The sequence below is a fragment of the Kitasatospora sp. NPDC056783 genome (assembly GCF_042789895.1).
In the GTDB taxonomy this organism is placed as follows: Bacteria; Actinomycetota; Actinomycetes; order Streptomycetales; family Streptomycetaceae; genus Kitasatospora.
The window spans coordinates 1-18,472 of sequence record NZ_JBHUAF010000153.1 but is presented as its reverse complement, the minus strand read 5'-3'; the positions used below and the strand labels follow the sequence as shown (position 1 = coordinate 18,472).

20 protein-coding genes and 1 riboswitch are annotated in these 18,472 nt (G+C 71.9%); of the genes, 4 read left to right on the top strand and 16 right to left on the bottom strand.

What is annotated here, in order from left to right; all coding sequences use genetic code 11:
* Positions 1-411: 411 nt before the first annotated feature.
* Positions 412-663: a WhiB family transcriptional regulator gene (locus ACFRMQ_RS21950; protein ID WP_014138019.1), complete on the bottom strand. Its 252-nt coding sequence runs from the start codon at positions 661-663 to the stop codon at positions 412-414.
* A gap of 369 nt (positions 664-1,032) precedes the next feature.
* Positions 1,033-2,004, bottom strand: a complete 972-nt coding sequence (locus ACFRMQ_RS21945; protein ID WP_380732216.1) for a diacylglycerol/lipid kinase family protein — start codon at positions 2,002-2,004, stop codon at positions 1,033-1,035.
* 50 nt (positions 2,005-2,054) lie between these two features.
* Between ACFRMQ_RS21945 and ACFRMQ_RS21940 the strand changes: the two genes are divergently transcribed.
* A complete protein-coding gene (locus ACFRMQ_RS21940; RefSeq protein ID WP_380732215.1) occupies positions 2,055-2,483 on the top strand; it encodes a hypothetical protein in 429 nt (142 codons plus the stop codon).
* A 37-nt stretch (positions 2,484-2,520) separates the two neighbouring features.
* Here ACFRMQ_RS21940 and ACFRMQ_RS21935 read toward each other — a convergent pair whose 3' ends face one another.
* From ACFRMQ_RS21935 to sodN, 8 genes are all read right to left on the bottom strand, one after another.
* Complete coding sequence (locus ACFRMQ_RS21935) at positions 2,521-3,609, bottom strand: SigB/SigF/SigG family RNA polymerase sigma factor (RefSeq protein WP_380732214.1); 1,089 nt, start codon at positions 3,607-3,609, stop codon at positions 2,521-2,523.
* A 176-nt stretch (positions 3,610-3,785) separates the two neighbouring features.
* Entirely contained in the window at positions 3,786-4,196 is a 411-nt protein-coding gene (locus tag ACFRMQ_RS21930; protein WP_316526340.1) for an anti-sigma regulatory factor, read from the bottom strand.
* A gap of 188 nt (positions 4,197-4,384) precedes the next feature.
* Entirely contained in the window at positions 4,385-4,861 is a 477-nt protein-coding gene (locus tag ACFRMQ_RS21925) for a GNAT family N-acetyltransferase (RefSeq protein WP_380732213.1), read from the bottom strand.
* Positions 4,862-4,871: 10 nt separating this feature from the next.
* Positions 4,872-5,255: a nuclear transport factor 2 family protein gene (locus ACFRMQ_RS21920; RefSeq protein WP_380732212.1), complete on the bottom strand. Its 384-nt coding sequence runs from the start codon at positions 5,253-5,255 to the stop codon at positions 4,872-4,874.
* A gap of 87 nt (positions 5,256-5,342) precedes the next feature.
* Positions 5,343-6,335 (bottom strand): ABC transporter substrate-binding protein, encoded by a 993-nt coding sequence (locus ACFRMQ_RS21915; RefSeq protein ID WP_380732210.1) that lies wholly within the window; start codon positions 6,333-6,335, stop codon positions 5,343-5,345.
* A 21-nt stretch (positions 6,336-6,356) separates the two neighbouring features.
* Positions 6,357-7,154 (bottom strand): ABC transporter ATP-binding protein, encoded by a 798-nt coding sequence (locus ACFRMQ_RS21910; RefSeq protein WP_380732209.1) that lies wholly within the window; start codon positions 7,152-7,154, stop codon positions 6,357-6,359.
* A 23-nt stretch (positions 7,155-7,177) separates the two neighbouring features.
* Positions 7,178-8,257 carry a FecCD family ABC transporter permease gene (locus tag ACFRMQ_RS21905; protein WP_380732208.1) on the bottom strand — a complete coding sequence of 360 codons (1,080 nt, stop codon included), beginning with the start codon at positions 8,255-8,257 and terminating at the stop codon, positions 7,178-7,180.
* Positions 8,258-8,372: 115 nt separating this feature from the next.
* Positions 8,373-8,461: riboswitch (cobalamin riboswitch) on the bottom strand.
* Between the two features lie 129 nt (positions 8,462-8,590).
* Complete coding sequence (sodN, locus tag ACFRMQ_RS21900) at positions 8,591-8,986, bottom strand: superoxide dismutase, Ni (protein WP_045699892.1); 396 nt, start codon at positions 8,984-8,986, stop codon at positions 8,591-8,593.
* Positions 8,987-9,244: 258 nt separating this feature from the next.
* On the opposite strand from sodN, the gene sodX reads away from it, so the two are divergent.
* The gene (gene sodX, locus ACFRMQ_RS21895) at positions 9,245-9,616 is read left to right on the top strand and encodes a nickel-type superoxide dismutase maturation protease (RefSeq protein WP_380732217.1); all 372 of its coding nucleotides are present in this window, start codon (positions 9,245-9,247) and stop codon (positions 9,614-9,616) included.
* Between the two features lie 61 nt (positions 9,617-9,677).
* On the opposite strand, the gene ACFRMQ_RS21890 is transcribed toward sodX, so the two are convergent.
* From ACFRMQ_RS21890 to ACFRMQ_RS21875, 4 genes are all read right to left on the bottom strand, one after another.
* On the bottom strand, positions 9,678-10,259 hold the full coding sequence (locus tag ACFRMQ_RS21890; RefSeq protein WP_380732207.1) for a CGNR zinc finger domain-containing protein: 582 nt from the start codon (positions 10,257-10,259) through the stop codon (positions 9,678-9,680).
* 110 nt (positions 10,260-10,369) lie between these two features.
* Positions 10,370-11,173, bottom strand: coding sequence for an amino acid ABC transporter ATP-binding protein (locus ACFRMQ_RS21885; protein WP_380732206.1), 804 nt, complete (start codon positions 11,171-11,173; stop codon positions 10,370-10,372).
* Positions 11,170-12,147, bottom strand: coding sequence for an amino acid ABC transporter permease (locus ACFRMQ_RS21880; protein ID WP_380732205.1), 978 nt, complete (start codon positions 12,145-12,147; stop codon positions 11,170-11,172). The genes ACFRMQ_RS21885 and ACFRMQ_RS21880 overlap by 4 nt, the downstream gene beginning before the upstream one ends.
* Before the next feature lie 36 nt (positions 12,148-12,183).
* Positions 12,184-13,116 carry an ABC transporter substrate-binding protein gene (locus tag ACFRMQ_RS21875; RefSeq protein ID WP_380732204.1) on the bottom strand — a complete coding sequence of 311 codons (933 nt, stop codon included), beginning with the start codon at positions 13,114-13,116 and terminating at the stop codon, positions 12,184-12,186.
* 895 nt (positions 13,117-14,011) lie between these two features.
* On the opposite strand from ACFRMQ_RS21875, the gene ACFRMQ_RS21870 reads away from it, so the two are divergent.
* Both ACFRMQ_RS21870 and ACFRMQ_RS21865 read left to right on the top strand, forming a co-directional pair.
* Entirely contained in the window at positions 14,012-15,205 is a 1,194-nt protein-coding gene (locus ACFRMQ_RS21870; RefSeq protein ID WP_380732203.1) for an NADP-dependent malic enzyme, read from the top strand.
* Between the two features lie 98 nt (positions 15,206-15,303).
* Complete coding sequence (locus ACFRMQ_RS21865; RefSeq protein WP_380732202.1) at positions 15,304-16,266, top strand: zinc-binding dehydrogenase; 963 nt, start codon at positions 15,304-15,306, stop codon at positions 16,264-16,266.
* A 104-nt stretch (positions 16,267-16,370) separates the two neighbouring features.
* Here the strand turns inward: ACFRMQ_RS21865 and ACFRMQ_RS21860 are convergent, their stop codons facing one another.
* Entirely contained in the window at positions 16,371-17,405 is a 1,035-nt protein-coding gene (locus ACFRMQ_RS21860; RefSeq protein ID WP_380732201.1) for a PadR family transcriptional regulator, read from the bottom strand.
* Position 17,406: 1 nt separating this feature from the next.
* Positions 17,407-18,315, bottom strand: a complete 909-nt coding sequence (locus tag ACFRMQ_RS21855) for a DUF4097 domain-containing protein (RefSeq protein ID WP_380732200.1) — start codon at positions 18,313-18,315, stop codon at positions 17,407-17,409.
* Positions 18,316-18,472: the final 157 nt, after the last annotated feature.

Sequence of the window (18,472 nt, the reverse complement as noted above, 5' to 3'; positions counted from 1 at the left end):
GGGGGGGGGGGGGCGCGGGGGGGGGCGCGGGGGGCGGGCGCCCGGCGCGTGCGGGGGGGGCCCGCGCCGCGCGCCGGCGCGCGCACCCCGCCCGGCGGCCCGGGCGCCGGGGGGGGGGGTGGGTCGACAGGGCCTCTCAACCCGTTCCGGCCGTCGGGGGGAGTCGGCCGGAGCGGGGGCTCTGGGTGGTGCGACACCTCACCGGTGCATTGCACACGGTGAGCGCCTCAGCTCCACAATATTGCTCTCCGTGAACAGTATCAAGTGGCTGGGCCGTCAGGTGTCGCGGGACCGCGCGGGGCGTGGCCCTTTGTGCGGAAGGCTTCACCAGGAGGTGCAGGGAAGCCTTTGATCATGTGTCGATCGGTACGGCGGTTACTGCTGGTGCTACGGCGTGTGATCGCTGCGCGATCAGGCGGTGCGGGCGCGGTTGCGGGCGGCGCGGCGCTTCATCGCGCGACGCTCGTCCTCGCTCATGCCGCCCCAGACGCCGGCGTCCTGGCCGGTTTCGAGAGCCCACTGGAGGCACTGCTCCATCACCGGACAGCGGCGGCACACGGCCTTGGCTTCCTCGATCTGCAGCAGAGCAGGACCGGTGTTCCCGATCGGGAAGAACAGCTCCGGGTCCTCTTCGCGGCAGACAGCGCGGTGGCGCCAGTCCATGGTCGTCCAACTCCTCCTGCCGCGGGGGGTGGCCCGATCGGCATAATCGAATGGCTTGTGAATGTGAACGCTTTCACGAATCCCGCAACAGCAAAAGAGACCAAAGGCCCATCGGGCCCGGGTGGTCTGTGCTGGGGGGGATTCGGCGATTCGAGGGACGCTCCGCGGTCGGCGCTCCTGTGGTTCCGGAGTTGCCGTCGCTGCGATGTGTCCCGATCGCCATGTAGAGGTTCGCAAACCTCGGGCTCGGATACAACCCCCTTCGGGGAGGAATTTTGGATTCTTCGGTGTCGCCTAGCTCACAGCCAGTACTTCTATGGAGTGAAGGGGGCTTGTGCGTTCGAGAAGAAGGAGGAAACCCCCTTCCAGTCACACAATCACACGCAGTGCCCGCCGAACGCCTGTGAAACTGACGCGACTCCTGTCTCCAAGATGGTCGCCGTCGACCTGGAACGGGCTGGGTTCCTCCGAAACCAAGGTGAAGTGTCTGACGTCGTGATAGGAGACGACGTGCTTCCCGCCGGGGCCGGCCGGAGGGGCGCCGTCGCTCGAAGACGCGTACGACCGCAGGATCTGACGGACCGTTCGAGCCGTGCCGAACGCCGTCATCCGGGTGATGCCGAAGACGTCCAGATCAGTGTCGAAGGAGGCGAGCGGTGAGGGGTAGACCGGACGGTTGCCGAGGAAGGTCCAGGGCGAGGTGTTGCTGACTATCGACAGCACCAGACCCGGAACCGGCGCCCGGCCCGGCAGCACCAGGGAGACCGGGCCGGAACGGCGCTGCTCACGCTGGGTGAAGTAGTGCTTCAGGGCCTGGCCGACGTACAGGGCGTGGGTGGACTTGCGCCCGGCCCGGCGCTGCTCCTCGACCCGGCCCACCACCCCGGCGTCGAAGCCGAGGCCGGCGGTGAAGGTGAACCAGCGGTCCGGCAGGCCGTCGGTCATCGCCTTGCCCAGCCCGATCGGCCGCTCGCGGCCGTGCTCCAGCGCGTCCAGCAGCGCGCCGGTGGCCTCCACCGGATCGTTGGGCAGGCCCAGCGCGCGGGCGAACACATTGGTCGAACCGCCCGGCACCACGGCCAGTCGCGGGACCTTCTCGCCCGGGCCGTGCGCGAGCAGCCCGTTCACCACCTCGTTGACGGTGCCGTCGCCGCCCAGTGCCACCACCAGGTCGACCGTGCCGTCCTCCGCCGCCTCGCGGGCCAGGTCGCGGGCGTGGCCCCGGTACTGGGTCTCGGCGACATCCAGCTTCAGATCGCTGCGCAGCGCGTGGATCAGGACGTCCCTGGTCCGGCCACTGGTGGTGGTGGCCTTGTGGTTCACGACCAGGAGAGCGCGCATGGGGAAAGCCTACGGGTCGGTACGGACCAACCGGCGGCTACCCTGCTGGAGTGACCGCAGAAACCTCCGCCCCCGCACCCTCGGCAGGCTCCGGCCGTCCGGCCTCCCTGACCCTGGGCGCCGCCCTCACCGCCCTGGAGGGCGCCGCGCTGGCCGTCGTCGGCGTCATGGACATGGTGTCCGCGCTCTCCGGCGAGGCCAGGCAGCTGGCCCTGAACGAGTTCGGCGGCGCGGTCATCGTGCTGCTCGGCGTGTTGCCGATCCTGGCCGCCCGCGCGCTGCTCAAGGAGCGCCGCTGGGGCCGCAGTCCGGCGGTGCTGACCAACTCGATCTGCCTGCCGGTCGCCTACTACATGTGCCAGATCGGCGGCGGGATGGTCGCGGTCGGCGTCCTGGTCGGGCTGCTCGGCCTGGTGGGCATCGGCTGCCTGCTGAACCCGAAGTCGACGGCGGCCCTGTACGCCCAGCCGGAGGGCTGAGCGCACAGGGCCGCCGCGGCCTGAGCCCGCGTCAGTCCTACTCCTCGACCAGGAGCTTCTCCCGCAGCTGCGCCAACGTCCGGGCGAGCAGCCGGGACACGTGCATCTGGGAGATCCCCACCTCGGCGGCGATCTGCGACTGGGTCATGTTCCGGAAGAACCGCAGCACCAGGATCTTCTGTTCCCGGGGCGGCAGTTGGGCCAGCAGCGGCTTGAGCGACTCGCGGTACTCGACGCCCTCCAGCGCCTCGTCGGTCGCGCCCAGGGTGTCCGCGACGGCCGGCGACTCGTCGTCGCTGTCCGGCACGTCCAGGGACAGCGTGGAGTACGCGTTGGCGGACTCCAGGCCCTCCAGGACGTCCTCCTCGGAGATCCCCAGGTGCTCGGCGAGCTCGTGCACCGTGGGGGAGCGGCCGTGCCGCTGGGAGAGCTCGCTGGTCGCCGTGGTGAGCGACAGCCGCAGCTCCTGGAGCCGGCGCGGGACGCGCACCGCCCAGCCCTTGTCGCGGAAGTGCCGCTTGATCTCCCCGACGATGGTCGGCGTCGCGTAGGTGGAGAACTCGACCCCGCGCTCGTGGTCGAAGCGGTCCACCGACTTGATCAGCCCGATGGTGGCGACCTGGGTCAGGTCGTCCAGCGGCTCGCCGCGGTTGCGGAAGCGCCGGGCCAGGTGCTCGACCAGCGGGATGTGCATCCGCACCAGCTGGTTGCGCAGTTCGACCCGCTCCGGGGAGCCCTCGGGAAGCGCGGACAGCCGGACGAACAGCGCGCGGGCGGCCTCCCGGTCCGGAGCGCCGGTGCGGTGCGAGCTCTGGGCGGGCACCGCGCCGTGCGGCTCGGCCTCGGCGGCCCGGTCCGTCTCGGGCGCCGCGTCCGCCCGGTCCGCCGCGTCCGCCGCGTCCGTCTCGGTCACCGGGTCCGTCTCGGTCACCGGGTCCGTCTCGGTCACCGGGTCCGGCGGGGACGCGGAGGCGGGCGTCGGATCGGACGTCGGCTCGGTGGGGTGGCTCATCCGGTGGGCGTCCTTCGGGTGCGCTTCGTCGTTGGCGGCGAGGCCGGGAACGCTCGCCTGGGTCGGTACGGCAGGTCCCGCCGTCGCGAGGCCGGTACGGTCCAGATCACTCACGGCCATTCCCCCGTTCCGTTCCGGGAGCACCGGGGCCGGCGGCCCCGGAATCGTCTCGTTGGTCGTACCGCCCCGGGGGCGGTACCGGGAGCCGTCCGCCGGGCCCCGGATCGGGGTTTCGGCGGACGGCCCTTGCGCGGGTGGTGCTGGGTGGTGCTCGCTGCCGGCCGGCCCGACTAGTGGGCCGGGGTCCCGCCGCGCTTCTTGTGCAGGCTGATCGACACGGTGTTGTCCTCGGCGACCGAGGAGTCGACCTCGCCGGCCAGCGCGGAGAGCACCGTCCAGGCGAAGGTGTCCCGTTCGGGCGCCTTGCCGTCGGTCGTCGGGGCGGCGACGGTCACCTTCAACGAGTCGCCGACCAGCCGGAACTCGCAGGACAGTACGGAGCCGGGCACCGCCTGCTGGAGCAGGATGGCGCAGGCCTCGTCGACCGCGATCCGCAGGTCCTCGATCTCGTCGAGGGTGAAGTCCAGCCGGGCCGCCAACCCGGCCGTCGCTGTTCGCAGCACGGAGAGGTAGGCGCCCGCTGCGGGCAGCCGGACCTCCACGAAGTCTTGAACACCGAGATCGCCGTCGATCTGGGACACCCTTGCCTCCTGGGTGGCGCGCTGTGCTTGCTTGGTACCCCGCTTGTTACCGCTTGCTGCCCCTGAAAGGGGCCCGGCGCCGCGGATCCGCCATCGCTCTGCCTTCCGCACCCCGGTTCGGGAGTTACTCATGGTAAGGCATTGCGACGCAGGGTGGCAGACCCTTTCCCCGGCCCGTACGGGACCGTTCAGCGCCGTCCGGCGGCGGCCAGCGCCCCGTCGGTGAGACGGTAGACCGTCCACTCGTCCATCGGCACCGCGCCGATCGACTTGTAGAAGTCGATCGAGGGCTGGTTCCAGTCCAGGACCGACCACTCGACCCGGGAGTAGCCGCGCTCGACGGCGATCCGGGCGAGTTCCGTCAGCAGCGCCTTGCCGTGGCCGCCGCCGCGCGCCTCCGGGCGGACGTACAGGTCCTCCAGGTAGATCCCGTGGGTGCCGCGCCAGGTCGAGAAATTGCGGAACCAGAGCGCGAAGCCGACCGGCTCGCCGGTGGTTCCGTCCTCGGCGATCAGGCCGAACAGCGCCGGGTTCTCGCCGAACAGGGCGTCGTGCAGCTGGGCCTCGGTGGCCTTCGCCTCGTGCAGGGCCTTCTCGTAGTCCGCGAGCTCACGGATCATGGCGTGGATGACGGGGACGTCGCTGGCGACGGCGGTGCGGATCATGGGTGTGAGCCTACTGCGCGGGACCGCTCTCGTCCCAGGCCTGGACGGAGGTCTGGTCGACGATCCGGCCGTCCCGCAGGTCGGCCATCGAGGACATCAACACCCGGACGCCGTCCGGGTAGCGGCAGGATTCCAGGAAGGCGACGTGGTCGCCCTGGACCACCACCTGTTCCAGTTTGTGGGTCATCTCGCGGCCGTAGACGTCGTCCAGCATGGCGCCGATCTCCGCCCGCCCGTGCATCACCAGGGGGTGACTGGGCTGGGTCTTGCGATCGACCATGCGCAGTTCGGCGTCCTCGGCGTAGAGCGCCAGGAGGGTTTCGGCGTCGCCGCGTTCGATGCCCTCGCGCAGCGCGTGGGCGTCGAAGGCGGCGGGGCCCGCCACGGTGGCCATGGGTTCGCTCCTCCGGTCGGGTTCCGTCGGTTCGTACCTTGAGCGTACGCCCGGCCACCCGGCCGGAGGAGGGCGGTCAGCGGACGGTCAACGGGCCGGTACGGTGCGCAGGTAGTCGGCCAGCGTGCCGATCGCGGCCGGGTTGCGCGGGCTCTCCACCAGGTCGACGTAGTCCATGGCGAAGATCCGGTCGTTCCTGACCGCGGCGACGTCGGCCAGCGGGGGGAAGGACTTGAGGAACCGGCGCTTCTCCTCGGCGAGGGGAGTCGCGTGGTCGTTGATCACGATCACCTCGGGGTCGAGCCGCACCACGCTCTCCCAGCCGGCCGTGAACCAGGTGTCGGCCCGGTCGCCCATGATGTTGGTGCCGCCGGCCTTGGCGATGATCTCGTTCGCGGCGGCGAACTTCCCGGCGGTGTACGGCTTGTCCTGCCCGCTGTCGTACAGGAAGACGGACGGGTGGTGCTCGGGCTGCGGGACGGCGGCGATCCGCGCCTTGAAGTCGGCGACCAGCCTGTCGGAGCGGTCCTTGACGTCGAAGATCTCGCCGAGGTTGGCCAGGTCGGTGTAGAGCGCCTCCAGCGGGTCCATCACGCCGCGCTCGGCGCCCTTGCCGCTGCGGCAGGACTCGCTGAGCACGTACGAGTCGACGCCGAGCGCCTTGAACGCCTGCGGGGTGACGCCGGTGCTCTCGACGAAGCCGTAGTGCCAGCCGGCGAGGACCAGGTCGGCCTTGGCGTCCAGCGCGATCTCCTTGGTGAGCACCTTCTTGGAGAGCCAGGCGGTCTGCTGGTAGCCGTCCTTCCAGGCCACCTCGTCGATCTTCCCCTTGTCGTCGGGCATCACGTAGCCGGCCATCCGGTCGGCGAGGCCGAGCGAGAGCATCAGCTCGGTGATGTTGACGTCGTTGGTCACCACCCGGGCGGGCTTGTGGGCGAAGGTGAGCTTCTCGCCGCAGTTCTCCACCGTCACCGGGTAGTGGGCGGAGCCGGCGGCGGCCTCCTTGGGGGCGATCTCGGCGCCGCAGGCGGTGAGTCCGAGGGTGAGCAGGGCGGCGGTGGCAACGGCCTTGGTGCGCAAGGTGGTTCCTTCGGGGGCTGGTCAGGCGGAGGGGGCGAGGCGGTCGAACAGCAGTTGGAGGGCGCCGGTCTCCGGGTGTCGCACCGGGGTGGCGCGGACGCCGAACACCTCGGCCAGCAGGGCGGGTCGGAGCACCTCGTGGGGCGGGCCGGAGGCGACGATCCGGCCGGCCCGCAGCACGTACAGCAGGTCGCAGTGGCTCGCCGCCAGGTTGAGGTCGTGCAGCGCGGTGACGACCGTCGGCCCGGCCTCGCGGGCGAGGGCCAGCACCTCCAACTGGTGCGCGATGTCGAGGTGGTTGGTGGGTTCGTCCAGCACCAGCAGCCGCGGCTCCTGGACCAGCGCGCGGGCGAACAGCACCCGCTGCTTCTCGCCGCCGGACAGGCTCAGGAAGCCCCGCTCGGCGAGGTGCCCGGCCCGGACCTTGCGCAGCGCCTCGGCGCAGCGCTCCTCGTCCCCGTCGGCCGGGGCGCCGAAGCCGCGGCGGTGCGGCAGCCGGCCCATGGCGACCACCTCGGCGACCGTGAAGTCGAACTCGGCGGAGTGCTCCTGGGTGAGCGCGGCTACCCGTCGGGCGCTCTCGCGGGCGGTGAGCGCGTGCAGGTCGTCGCCGGCCAGCCGGACCACGCCGCCGGCCGGCTTGAGCACCCGGTAGACGCAGCGCAGCAGGGTCGACTTGCCGCTGCCGTTCGGCCCGACCAGCCCGACCACCTGCCCGGCGGCGGCGGCCAGGTTCACCTCGTGGACCAGCCGGGTGCCGGCCAGCTCCACCGAGACGGCGTCGACGGCGAGGTCCTGGGCCCCGGCCCCGTCAGTCATCCCGTTCGTCCTGTTCGTCCCGTTCATCGGGCGGCTCCGAAGCCCTGGCCGCGGCGGCGCATCATCAGCAGGAAGGCGGGCACGCCGAGCACCGCGGTGAACACCCCGACGGGCAGTTCGGCGGGTGCCAGCAGGGTGCGCGAGGCGATGTCCACCCAGACCAGCAGCAGGGCCCCGGCGAGCGGCGCGATCACCAGCACCCGGCGGTGCCCGGCGCCGACCAGCATCCGCGCCAGGTGCGGCATCAGCAGCCCGACGAAGCCGATCGCCCCGCTGACCGCGACCACGGTGCCGGTGACGGCGGCGGTCACCACGAACAGCTCGCGGCGCAGCCGGTCCGGGTCGACGCCGAGCGAGGCGGAGGTCTCGTCGCCCATGGCGAGCGCGTCCAGCCGGCCGGCGGCGCGGCCCAGGTGGGCGAGGCCGGCCAGCACGGTGACGGCGGCGATCGGCACCGAACCCCAGGTGGCGCCGCCGAGGCTGCCGAGCAGCCACATCATGGCGTCCCGGGCGGCCTCGCCGCGGTCGGCGGCGAAGACCATCAGGGTGGTGGCGGCGGAGAAGCCGTAGGACAGGGCGGTGCCGGTGAGCACCAGGCGCAGCGGGGTGAGCCCGTACGCGGTGCGGGCGGCGAGGTAGACCAGGGTCATGGCGACGAGCGCGGAGCCGAAGGCGGAGGCGGAGACCGCCCAGACCCCGAGCGAGGCGAAGGCGCCGAACAGCAGGACGGCGTTGGCGCCGACGGCCGCGCCGGAGGAGATGCCGAGCACGAAGGGGTCGGCCAGGGAGTTGCGCACCAGGGCCTGGACGGCGGTCCCGCAGGCGGCCAGCCCGGCGCCGACCACGGCGGCCAGGACGGTGCGCGGCAGCCGGATCTCCCAGACGATCGCGTAGGCGGCGGCCTCGTCCGCGTCCAGCCGGCCGCCGGTGAGCCCGGCGCCCAGCAGGCGCAGGACGCGGGGCAGGCCGATTCCGGAGGAGCCGAGGGCGACCCCGCAGACCAGTGAGAGCAGCAGCGCGACGGCGAGGCCGGCGGCGAGCGGGGCGACGGGTATGCGACGAGCGGGCGGGCTGGCTGCACGGTTCGCGGGTGCGCGGTTCACGGGTGGCGCCTTGCCTCGGGCCGTGGGTGCGCCGGGGCGGGCGCGGGCCGCACGGGTGCCGGGGCGCCGTTCCCCTCGCAGTCCGCGGCGAGTTGTCGGGAGGTCGGGCGGCCGGGGGCGATCGGGCTGGCACGGCCGTCCGGGCTGGTGCGGGCCGTGCTCACCGTTGCGGGTCAGCGCCGGATTCACACCGGACTTCCCCCTCGGACGCCTTGGCAGCATAACAGCCGCTCCGGGCAAGCGACCCTTACCGGGTCCGGGTCGGACGTGAACGCACGACCGCCCCCGTCCGACGGTGCGGACGGGGGCGGCCGGGGTGGCGACGCGTCAGGCTCAGGCCTGCTTGGTCTCCCAGAAGATCTTGTCGACCTCGGCGATCAGGTCCAGCAGGGCCTGGCCGGTGGCCGGGTCGGTGGACGCCTTGGCGGCCGAGGCGGCCTTCAGGGTGTCGTTGATCAGCTGGTGCAGCTGCGGGTACTTCTCGAAGTGCGGGGCCTTGAAGTAGTCGCTCCACAGCACCGAGATGTGGTGCTTGACGGCCTCGGCGCGCTGCTCCTTGATGATGATGGCGCGGGCGCGGAAGTGCGGGTCCTCGTTGGCCTGGTACTTCTCCTGGGTGGCCTTGACGGACTCGGCCTCCAGCTTGGCCTGCGCCGGGTCGTAGACGCCGCAGGGCAGGTCGCAGTGGGCGTGGGCGGTGGCGCGCGGTGCAAACAGACGAGAGAACATGGGAGTCCTTCCTTAGATCGTCTTCCCGCGCCCGAGATTACCCTTCCGCCCTCCCGGTTTCGCGGTCGGGCGGTGGGCCTAGGGCGAAAGACGGACCCGGAACCGTGTCAATTCGGACATCGAACAGATGACGGCCCGTACGGCAGACTGGGGGCGGGCCGATCGGGAGGAGGAGTCGTGGCGCGGAGCACGCGACCGGAGGACGGCGAACCGGGCGGCGTGCTGCCGTTCGGGCTGGTCGACGTGGCGGGGCCGTCGATGGTGCCGACGCTGCGCGAGGGCGACCAGCTGCTGGTCCGCTACGGCGCGCCGATCCGGCCGGGCGCGGTGGTGGTCTTCCGGCACCCCTTCCAGCAGGACCTGCTGGTGGTGAAGCGGGCCGCGGAGCGCCGGGCCAGGGGCTGGTGGCTGCTCTCCGACAACCGTCCGGTGGACAGCGACAGCCGCAGCTACGGTGCCGTCCCGGACGAGCTGGTGCTCGGCCGGGCGCTGCTGCGGCTGCGTCCGAGCCCGGTGTGGCTGGCGCCGGGCCGCCGGCTGGAGCGGCTGCTGCGCACCCCGCGGCTGGCCCGGGTGCCGGGCCTGGCCCGCCGGCTCGGCGCCTGGGTCGACGCGGCCGACGGGCTCTAGGCCCGGCACCCGGGCGCGGGCCGCTCCGGGTGGGCTCAGGCGCGGGCCGCTCCGGGTGGGCTCAGGCGCGGGCCGCCGCTTCCGCCTCCTGGCGCTTGCGGGCGCGGTAGGCGGCGACGTTGGCGCGGGTCGCGCAGCGGTCCGAGCAGTAGCGCCGGGAGCGGTTGGTCGAGGTGTCCAGGTAGGCGTTGCGGCAGGGCGCGGCCTGGCAGATGCCGAGCCGGTCGGCGCCGAGTTCGGTCAGGTGGACGGCCAGGCCCATGCAGGCGACCGCGCTGAAGTGCGCGGTGGCGGTGGCCGAGTTGTCGGCCAGGTGCAGGTGCCAGCGGGGCCGCCCGGCGGCGTCCAGGTAGTCGTGCCCGGAGATCAGCGGGCTGACCGGGTACTCCATCAGCAGGCTGTTCAGCAGGTCGACGCCGCGGATCTCGTCCCCCTCGGCGGCGGCCTCGAAGACCCCGCGCAGCCTGGTGCGCACCGCTCGCAGCCGGGGCAGGTCGGACTCGTCGGCCAGCGCGGCGGCCCGCGCGGAGTCGGAGAACAGTCCGCGCACCGCCTCCACGGAGGTCAGCGTGTCGGTGCCGCGCTCGGGCTCCTCGGTGTTCACCAGCCGAACGGCGAGATCGGCGTACGCGGCGAGCTCCACAGGGGTCCTTCCAGGGTCGGTAACGGGCTGACAGCCTCCAGCCTATTACCCGGGCGGAGAAAACGTCGGGCCCGGCAGGTCAGGCCTGCCGGGCGCCGACGGTGGGGCTCTCAGAGCACCTTGGACAGGAAGGCCCTGGTGCGCTCGTGCCTGGGGTTGGTGAGCACCTCGCGGGGGGCGCCGGACTCGACCACCACGCCGCCGTCCATGAACACCAGCGCGTCGCCGACCTCGCGGGCGAAGCCCATCTCGTGGGTGACGACCACCATGGTCATGCCGTCCTCGGCGAGGCCGCGCATGACGTCCAGGACGTCGCCGACCAGCTCCGGGTCCAGCGCGGAGGTCGGCTCGTCGAAGAGCATCAGCTTGGGCTTCATGGCCAGCGCGCGGGCGATCGCCACGCGCTGCTGCTGGCCGCCGGAGAGCTGCGAGGGGTAGTTCTTCGCCTTGTCGGCGAGGCCCACCCGCTGGAGCAGGGCCATGCCGTGCTCGCGGGCCTCCGCCTTGCTCTCGCCCTTGACCTGGACCGGTGCCTCCATCACGTTCTCGATGGCGGTCATGTGCGGGAACAGGTTGAAGCGCTGGAAGACCATGCCGATGTCGCGCCGCTTGACGGCGACCTCGCGGTCCTTGAGCTCGTACAGCCGGTCGCCCCGCTGCTGGTAGCCGACCAGCTCGCCGTCCACCCAGAGGCGGCCGCCGTTGATCTTCTCCAGGTGGTTGATGCACCGCAGGAAGGTCGACTTGCCGGAGCCGGACGGGCCGATCAGGCAGAACACCTCGCGCTGCCTGACCTCCAGGTCGATGCCCTTGAGCACCTCGGTCAGGCCGTAGGACTTGTGCACGTTCTCGGCGCGGACCATGGGCTCGCCGGACGCGGCGGCGTCGGCGGGGGTCTTGGTCAGGTCGGTCATGCGGAACCACCTCCGTCGTGCCCCGGGGCGGTGCGGGGGGACGTCCCGGGGGCGGCGGGCTTCCCGGCGAACAGGCCCCGGAGCCGCTGCAGCGGGGTGGGCGGGAGGGTGCGGTTGGACCCCCGGGCGTAGTAGCGCTCGAGGTAGTACTGGCCGATGGTCAGCACGGAGGTGAAGAAGAGGTACCAGAGGCTGACCACGATCAGCAGCGGGATGTTCTGGTAGTTGCGGGAGTAGATCACCTGCCCGGCCCGGAAGATCTCCTCCAGGGAGATCACCGAGACCAGCGAGGTGGTCTTGAGCATCGAGATGGTCTCGTTGCCGGTCGGCGGGATGATCACCCGCATGGCCTGCGGCAGGACGATCCGGCGCATGGCCTGGAACCGGCTCATGCCGAGCGCGTGCGCGGCCTCGGCCTGGCCCTCGTCCACCGACTGGATGCCGCCGCGGACGATCTCCGCCATGTAGGCGGCCTCGTTGAGGCCGAGGCCCAGCAGCGCGGCGACGAAGGTCGGGATCAGCACGTTGGTCTGCTGGGACCAGAACTCCGGCCCCCACGGGACGCCGATCGACAGCTTGGCCCAGATCAGGCCGAGGAAGTTCCAGAACACCAGCTGCACCAGCACCGGAGTGCCGCGGAAGACCCAGATGTAGACCCAGGCGACGCCGGCCAGCAGCGGGTTCGGGGACAGGCGCATCACCGCGAGGACGATGCCGCCGACCACGCCCATGAGCATGGCGAGCACGGTCAACTCCAGCGTGACCAGCAGGCCGTGCATGATGCCGGCGTGGAACAGGTACTGACCGACGATGTCCCACTTGAAAGCGGGGTTGGTGAAGAGGGCGCTCAGCAGCATCGCCGCGAGCAGGGCGATGACGACGGCGCCAGCCCAGCGTCCGGGGTGGCGGACGGGGACGGCCTTGATGGTCTCAGGCCGTCCCTTCTCCGCCGTCCCCTTGTCCGAAGAGTTCACGTGTGGCCTCGGGGGAGAAGATGGAGCGTACGAGGGTCAGTGGCCGGCGGCGACGCTGTTGATCACCGACTTGTCGATGGCTCCGGCCTCGACGCCCCACTTGGTGAGGATCTGCTTGTAGGTGCCGTCGTCGATCAGCGACTGGACGGCGCCCTGGATGGCGGGGGTGAGCTTGGAGCCCTTGGCCAGGGCGACGCCGTAGGGGGCCACGCCGTAGGTCTCGCCGACCTTCTCCAGCTGGCCGCCGGACTGCTTGACCGCGTAGTCGACGACCTGGGAGTCGGCCATCATCGCCTGGTCGCGGCCGGAGACCACGGCGTTGGTGACGTCCGTCTGGAGGTCGAACTTGTCGCCCCCGTTCTGGATGCCCGGCTTGCCGGCCTTGACGCAGTCCGGGTTGCGGGTGTCGTTGATCTCGTCGGCCTGGGTGGTGCCGGTCTGGACGGCGACCTTCTTGCCGCAGAGGTCCTTCGCGTCGATCTTCTCCGGGTTGCCCTTCTTCACCGCGACGGCGCTGCCGGAGTTGAAGTAGGTGACCATGTCGACGACTTCCTCGCGCTCCTTGGTGTCCGTGAAGGAGGACATCCCGAGCTGGAACTTGTTCGACTGGATGCCGGGGAGGATCGCGGTGAAGCCGGAGTCCTGGACCTCGGCCTTCAGGCCGAGCTTGGCCGCGATGGCGTTGGCCAGGTCGACGTCCAGGCCGATGACCTTGCCGCTGTCGTCCTTGAACTCGTCCGGCGCGTACGAGGCGTCCGCGCCGATCAGGAGCTTGCCGGCCGCCTTGGCGTCGTCCGGGACGAGCGAGGCGAGCTTGGGGTCGGCCTTGACCTCGTTGACGGTCGCGGAGGCGTTGGGGGCGCCACTGCCTTCGTCCTTGCCGCTGCTGCAAGCGGTCAGCGCGAGGGAGACGGAGGCGGCGACCAGGCCGGCCGCGAGGAGTCGGTTGCGCTGGGAACGGGCGCTCATGAGGGGGATCTCCATCCTGGGGGAGAGAGGTCGGGCGGAGCGCGCCGCGGGAGCGGCGCACCGGAAACGGCGAACCGGACGGTTCGGTACGTGCGTGTCGCCGTACGTCGTCGTACGTGCAGGCCGGGTCGTGCAGTTGCCCGGGCGCGGGGGAGGCCGCCCGAGGTCTTTCGAGGTACTGCTTCCGCCACCCTCCGCCGAGGTGGACGTCGACCGAACCGCCTCGACCACGGGCCGACTCGATCGGAGATGGGGGGAATCCTGCCATCTGATGACACCCAGGTGGCCCTCATCCAGATCAAAATCGGATAACGAGGGGTCGCGCTGTCCGCTATTCGGACCCATCCCGAGGCCCTGTCACTGTGCGCATAGGTATGCGGACCGCACTGTTCCGTCCCGCCCTGCCGGGCCCGGCCGCGGGTGTGTCAGAATCGTCACCGGGTGACCCCCGAACGCTCGAACCGGACCGACGAGCCCCGACAGGCTCGGGGTGCTCGGGAACGGAAGCCTCACGCGGCTCCGTATCCGGAACACCCGACTCCCCTTCGGATCTGTGTTCACTCCCGCGGGTGCGTGTGCGCTCATGCCGCTGCCGCCGCCGGAGCCCGGTGCTTCCGACGCCGGGCCCCTGTGACACGACGGCGCGGCGATGAACCGTACGTGACGAGGACGAAAAGGCATAGGTGCGATGCCGTCGTCCGACCTACGCTCGGGCGGGAAGCACAACACGGACAACACCAGACCCAATAACACCCTCATTCGAGGGCGCCGCCCGACGGCAGCGCCCCGACCCTCGTCCCGGGTCCGCTTCCGCGTACCCGGTTTCCGGTTTCCGGACGGGGTCGCCCGTCCGTCGGTCGCGTGCCCTCGCCAGATCACTGACGAAGAGGTCATCGTGGCAGCGGAGATCATCAGCAGCACCCAGGACACCGACGATCCGGTCGAGGCGGTTTTCGCGCTCCACCGCGGCGGCAAGATGGAGATCCGGGCGACCGTCCCGGTGCGCGACGCGGACGACCTGTCCCTCGCCTACACCCCCGGTGTCGCACGGGTCTGCACCGCCATCGCCGAGCAGCCGGAACTGGTCGACGACTACACCTGGAAGGCCAACACCGTCGCAGTGGTCACCGACGGCACCGCGGTGCTGGGCCTCGGTGACATCGGCCCGCAGGCCTCGCTGCCGGTCATGGAGGGCAAGGCCATCCTGTTCAAGCAGTTCGGCGGCGTGGACGCGGTGCCGATCGCGCTCGCCTGCACCGGGGTCGACGAGATCGTCGAGACCGTGGTCCGGCTGGCGCCCTCCTTCGGCGGCGTCAACCTGGAGGACATCTCCGCCCCCCGCTGCTTCGAGATCGAGCGCCGGCTCCAGGAGGCCCTGGACATCCCGGTGTTCCACGACGACCAGCACGGCACCGCGATCGTCAGCACCGCCGCCCTGTGGAACGCGGCCAAGGTGACCGGCCGTGAGATCGGCTCGCTGCGGGCCGTCATCTCCGGGGCCGGCGCGGCCGGCATCGCGATCGCCAAGATGCTGGTCGCGGCCGGCATCGGCGACGTGGCCGTCTGCGACCGCAAGGGCGTGGTGTACGAGGGCCGCGGCGACCTGACCGACGTCAAGGCCGAGATCGCCGCGCTGACCAACCGCACCGGCGTCAAGGGCTCGCTGGCCGACGCGCTGGCCGGCGCCGACGTGTTCATCGGCGTCTCCGGCGGCACCGTGCCGGAGGAGGTCGTCGCGACCATGGCCGAGGGCGCGTTCATCTTCGCGATGGCCAACCCCACCCCGGAGATCCACCCCGAGGTCGCGCACAAGTACGCCGCCGTGGTCGCCACCGGCCGCAGCGACTTCCCGAACCAGATCAACAACGTGCTGGCCTTCCCGGGCATCTTCGCGGGCGCCCTCCAGGTCCGCGCCTCCCGGATCACCGAGGGCATGAAGCTGGCCGCCGCCAAGGCGCTGGCCGGCGTGGTGGCCGACGAGCTGACGCCGCAGAAGGTCATCCCCTCGCCGTTCGACGAGCGGGTCGCGCCGGCGGTCACCAAGGCCGTCGCCGAGGCCGCCCGGGCGGAGGGCGTGGCGCGGATCTGACGATCCGACCGCACCGTCGCAAACGGCCCGGGGCCGGGACACGCGTCACACGTCCGCGTGGTTCCGGCCCCGGGCCGTCGCGGCTATCGTCCGGTGGCATGTTCGCCGCCTACGCCGCACGTATCGACGCCGCCGACCCGCTGAGCGGGCTGGAGCTGGGTGACCTCCCCGAGCCGCAGGCCCGTCCGGGCTGGAGCGTGGTCACGGTCCGGGCCGCCAGCCTCAACCACCACGACCTGTGGTCGCTGCGCGGGGTCGGCCTGCCCGCCGAGAAGCTGCCGATGATCCTCGGGTGCGACGCCGCCGGCGTCGACGAGCACGGCAACGAGGTGGTCCTCCACTCGGTCATCGGCCAGAGCGGCCACGGCGTCGGCCCCGCCGAGCCGCGCTCCATCCTGACCGAGCGCTACCAGGGCACCTTCGCCCAGCGGGTCGCGGTGCCCACCTGGAACCTGCTGCCCAAGCCCGCCGGGCTGAGCTTCGAACAGGCCGCCTGCCTGCCCACCGCCTGGCTGACGGCCTACCGGATGCTGTTCACCAACGCCGGGGTCAAGCCCGGCGACACCGTGCTGGTGCAGGGCGCGGGCGGCGGGGTGGCGACCGCGCTGATCGTCCTCGGCAAGGCGGCCGGCCTGCGGGTCTGGGTCACCGGACGGGACGAGGCCAAGCGCGTCCGGGCCGTGGAGCTCGGCGCCGACGCGGCCTTCGAGAGCGGCGCCCGGCTGCCCGAACGGGTGGACGCGGTGCTGGAGACGGTCGGGGCCGCGACCTGGTCGCACTCGGTGAAGTCGCTGCGTCCGGGAGGCACCATCGTCATCTCCGGGGCCACCTCCGGCCCCAACCCCAGCTCCGTCGAGCTGAACCGGATCTTCTTCCTGGAGCTCAAGGTGGTCGGCTCGACCATGGGCACCAAGGAGGAACTGGCCGGGCTGCTCGCGTTCTGCGCCCACACCGGCGTCCGGCCGGTGATCGACTCGGTGCTGCCGCTGACCGAGGCCCGGGAGGGCTTCGCCCGGCTCGCCAAGGGCGACGTCTTCGGCAAGATCGTCCTCACGCCCTAGCCGCACCGACCCGTGCTGCCGGGCCCGTACCGACGGGCCTGAGCACGGCGGCGGCCCGGCGCCCACCGCGAAGGGGGCACCGGGCCGGACGCCGGACCGCCGGCTCAGCCGAGCAGCCGCTTGAGGCGCTCGCCCGCGGCGCCCAGCACCGCACCGGCCTCGGCCAGCTCGGCCGTGCTCACCCCGCCGTCCCGGGCCGCGTCGCGGACCTGGTCGCGGAAGCGGTCGAGCAGCCGCTCCAGCTCGCGGGCCGGCTCCCCGGCCGGGTCGGTTCGGGCCCACGCGGGCAGGTCGGCCGGGGCGCCGGGCTCGTCCTCGTCCAGGTCGATCCGGGTCACGGTGACCTGCTCGGCGGGCTCGGCGGGCGGCTCCGCGCCGTGGCCCCAGCGGGCCGCGTCGGCCAGCCCGGCCAGGCCCTTGGTCAGCTCGGACAGGCCCTCGGCCAGCCCGGTCGGCCAGTCGCCCTTGGCGGCGTGCTCGCGCACCTGCTGCTCGACCCGGCGCTTGATCCGCAGTGCCTCCTGCTGGGCCGCGGTGCGCGAGGCCTTGGCCTGCTCGCGCAGCCGGCGGGCCTCCTCCTCGGCGGCCTTCGCCTTGGCCTTGGCGGCCTTCTCCTGTTCCCGGGCGCGCTTGGCCTGCTCCTTGGCCTGCTGCTTGAACTGGGCGAACTCCTCCTTGGCGCGCTGCCAGGACTCGTTGTCGCCCCAGGGCCCGGCCCACGGGTCACCGGCCCGCTCGGCGCGCTCCGGCCTCGGCGCCTGCTTGGCGGCGTTCCACAGCTCCTCGCGGAGGTCCTTGGCGCCTTCCCGGACGTCCTCCCGGATCGCCCCGGCGAGCTGCGCCACGGAGTCGTGGATCTCCAGCTCCAGCTCGTCCAACTCGCTCTGCCGGGCTTCGAGTTCGGCGCGGCCCGGGTCGGTCAGCCGGTACACCTTGCGGCCGCCCTCGGTGGTGTGGGTGACCAGGCCCTCCTGCTCCAGCTTGGCCAGCCGCGGGTAGACCGTCCCGGCCGAGGGGGCGTACAGGCCCTGGAAGCGCTCCTCCAGCAGCCGGATCACCTCGTAGCCGTGCCGCGGGGCCTCGTCCAGCAGCTTCAGCAGGTAGAGCCGCAGCCGGCCGTGGCCGAACACCGGGGTCATCTCAGGCCTCCTTGGTGAAGCTGGGCGTGCCGGGGCCGGCCGGGAGCTCCTTGACCACCACCGGGCCCTCGTCCTCCGCGTCGGGGCGGCGCAGCACGGTGACCGCGCCGGAGACGGTGGTGACGTTGAGGCTGCCGCGGCCCTCGCCGAGCCGGCCGGAGATCTTCTTGGCGCCCCAGGTGCTGCTCATCTGGAGCTCCTCGAAGGTGCTGGAGACGTCGCCGCTGGTGGAGCCGGCCTCGACGGTGGCGTCGGCGAGGGAGGGGATGCGGATCACGACCGGGCCGCTGACGGTGTTGACCTTGACGTCGGTCTCGCCGGCCACGTCGAGGTCCAGCGTGACGGCGCCGGTGACGGTGTTGGCCTGCACCCGGTCGGCGGTGCCGGCGATGACGGTGAGCTGCCCGGAGACGGTGTTGACCTTGAGCCGGCCGCCGACCGCCTGGGCGTCCACGTCGCCGGTGACGGTGGAGGCGTCGATCCGGCCGGTCACCCCGGCGAAGGTGACGTCGCCGTTGGCGCTCTGCACCGAGACGTGCTCGGAGACCCCGGTGACGGTGGCGTCGGCCGACACGGTGCCGACCTTGACCTCGACGTCGGCGGGGACGGTCAGCGTCACGCCGGTGATCCGCTTGCGCTTGAAGCTGCCGAAGAAGTTCTTCACCGAGCCGACGGACTTGAGCCAGTCGCCGAACTCGCCCCAGCTGTTGATGTCCTTGTAGGTGACCGTCAGGACGCCGTCCACCAGGGTCACGTGCAGGGGGTCGCCGACCAGCTCGGTGACCTCCAGGCGGGTCGGGCCCTCGGCCGCCACCACGTTCACCGTTCCCTCGATGGTCCGCACGTGGAGCGCGCGCACCGGCTCGTCGAAGGTGATCCTCTCGGTGCCCTCGACCGTCCACTGGCTCATCTCTGCCGCCTCCCGTTGTCGATCGCGATGTATCGCGTTCTCTTTTAAAGACGATATATCGCGTGCCGGAAGAGTCAAGCGTGCCCACCCCCGATCCCGACCCCGATCCGTCCCCGAGCCCGCCCCTACGGGGGAGCGGGCCCGGACATGCGGGAGG

Excerpts from the sequence above, each read along its gene's own strand:
- ACFRMQ_RS21950 (WP_014138019.1), bottom strand. The coding sequence starts at position 663 with ATGGACTGGCGCCACCGCGCTGTCTGCCGCGAAGAGGACCCGGAGCTG.
- ACFRMQ_RS21945 (WP_380732216.1), bottom strand. The coding sequence starts at position 2,004 with ATGCGCGCTCTCCTGGTCGTGAACCACAAGGCCACCACCACCAGTGGC.
- ACFRMQ_RS21925 (WP_380732213.1), bottom strand. The coding sequence starts at position 4,861 with ATGATCCGCACCGCCGTCGCCAGCGACGTCCCCGTCATCCACGCCATG.
- ACFRMQ_RS21920 (WP_380732212.1), bottom strand. The coding sequence starts at position 5,255 with ATGGCCACCGTGGCGGGCCCCGCCGCCTTCGACGCCCACGCGCTGCGC.
- ACFRMQ_RS21910 (WP_380732209.1), bottom strand. The coding sequence starts at position 7,154 with ATGACTGACGGGGCCGGGGCCCAGGACCTCGCCGTCGACGCCGTCTCG.
- sodN (WP_045699892.1), bottom strand. The coding sequence starts at position 8,986 with ATGTTCTCTCGTCTGTTTGCACCGCGCGCCACCGCCCACGCCCACTGC.
- sodX (WP_380732217.1), top strand. The coding sequence starts at position 9,245 with ATGGTGCCGACGCTGCGCGAGGGCGACCAGCTGCTGGTCCGCTACGGC.
- ACFRMQ_RS21885 (WP_380732206.1), bottom strand. The coding sequence starts at position 11,173 with ATGACCGACCTGACCAAGACCCCCGCCGACGCCGCCGCGTCCGGCGAG.
- ACFRMQ_RS21875 (WP_380732204.1), bottom strand. The coding sequence starts at position 13,116 with ATGAGCGCCCGTTCCCAGCGCAACCGACTCCTCGCGGCCGGCCTGGTC.
- ACFRMQ_RS21865 (WP_380732202.1), top strand. The coding sequence starts at position 15,304 with ATGTTCGCCGCCTACGCCGCACGTATCGACGCCGCCGACCCGCTGAGC.
- ACFRMQ_RS21860 (WP_380732201.1), bottom strand. The coding sequence starts at position 17,405 with ATGACCCCGGTGTTCGGCCACGGCCGGCTGCGGCTCTACCTGCTGAAG.
- ACFRMQ_RS21855 (WP_380732200.1), bottom strand. The coding sequence starts at position 18,315 with ATGAGCCAGTGGACGGTCGAGGGCACCGAGAGGATCACCTTCGACGAG.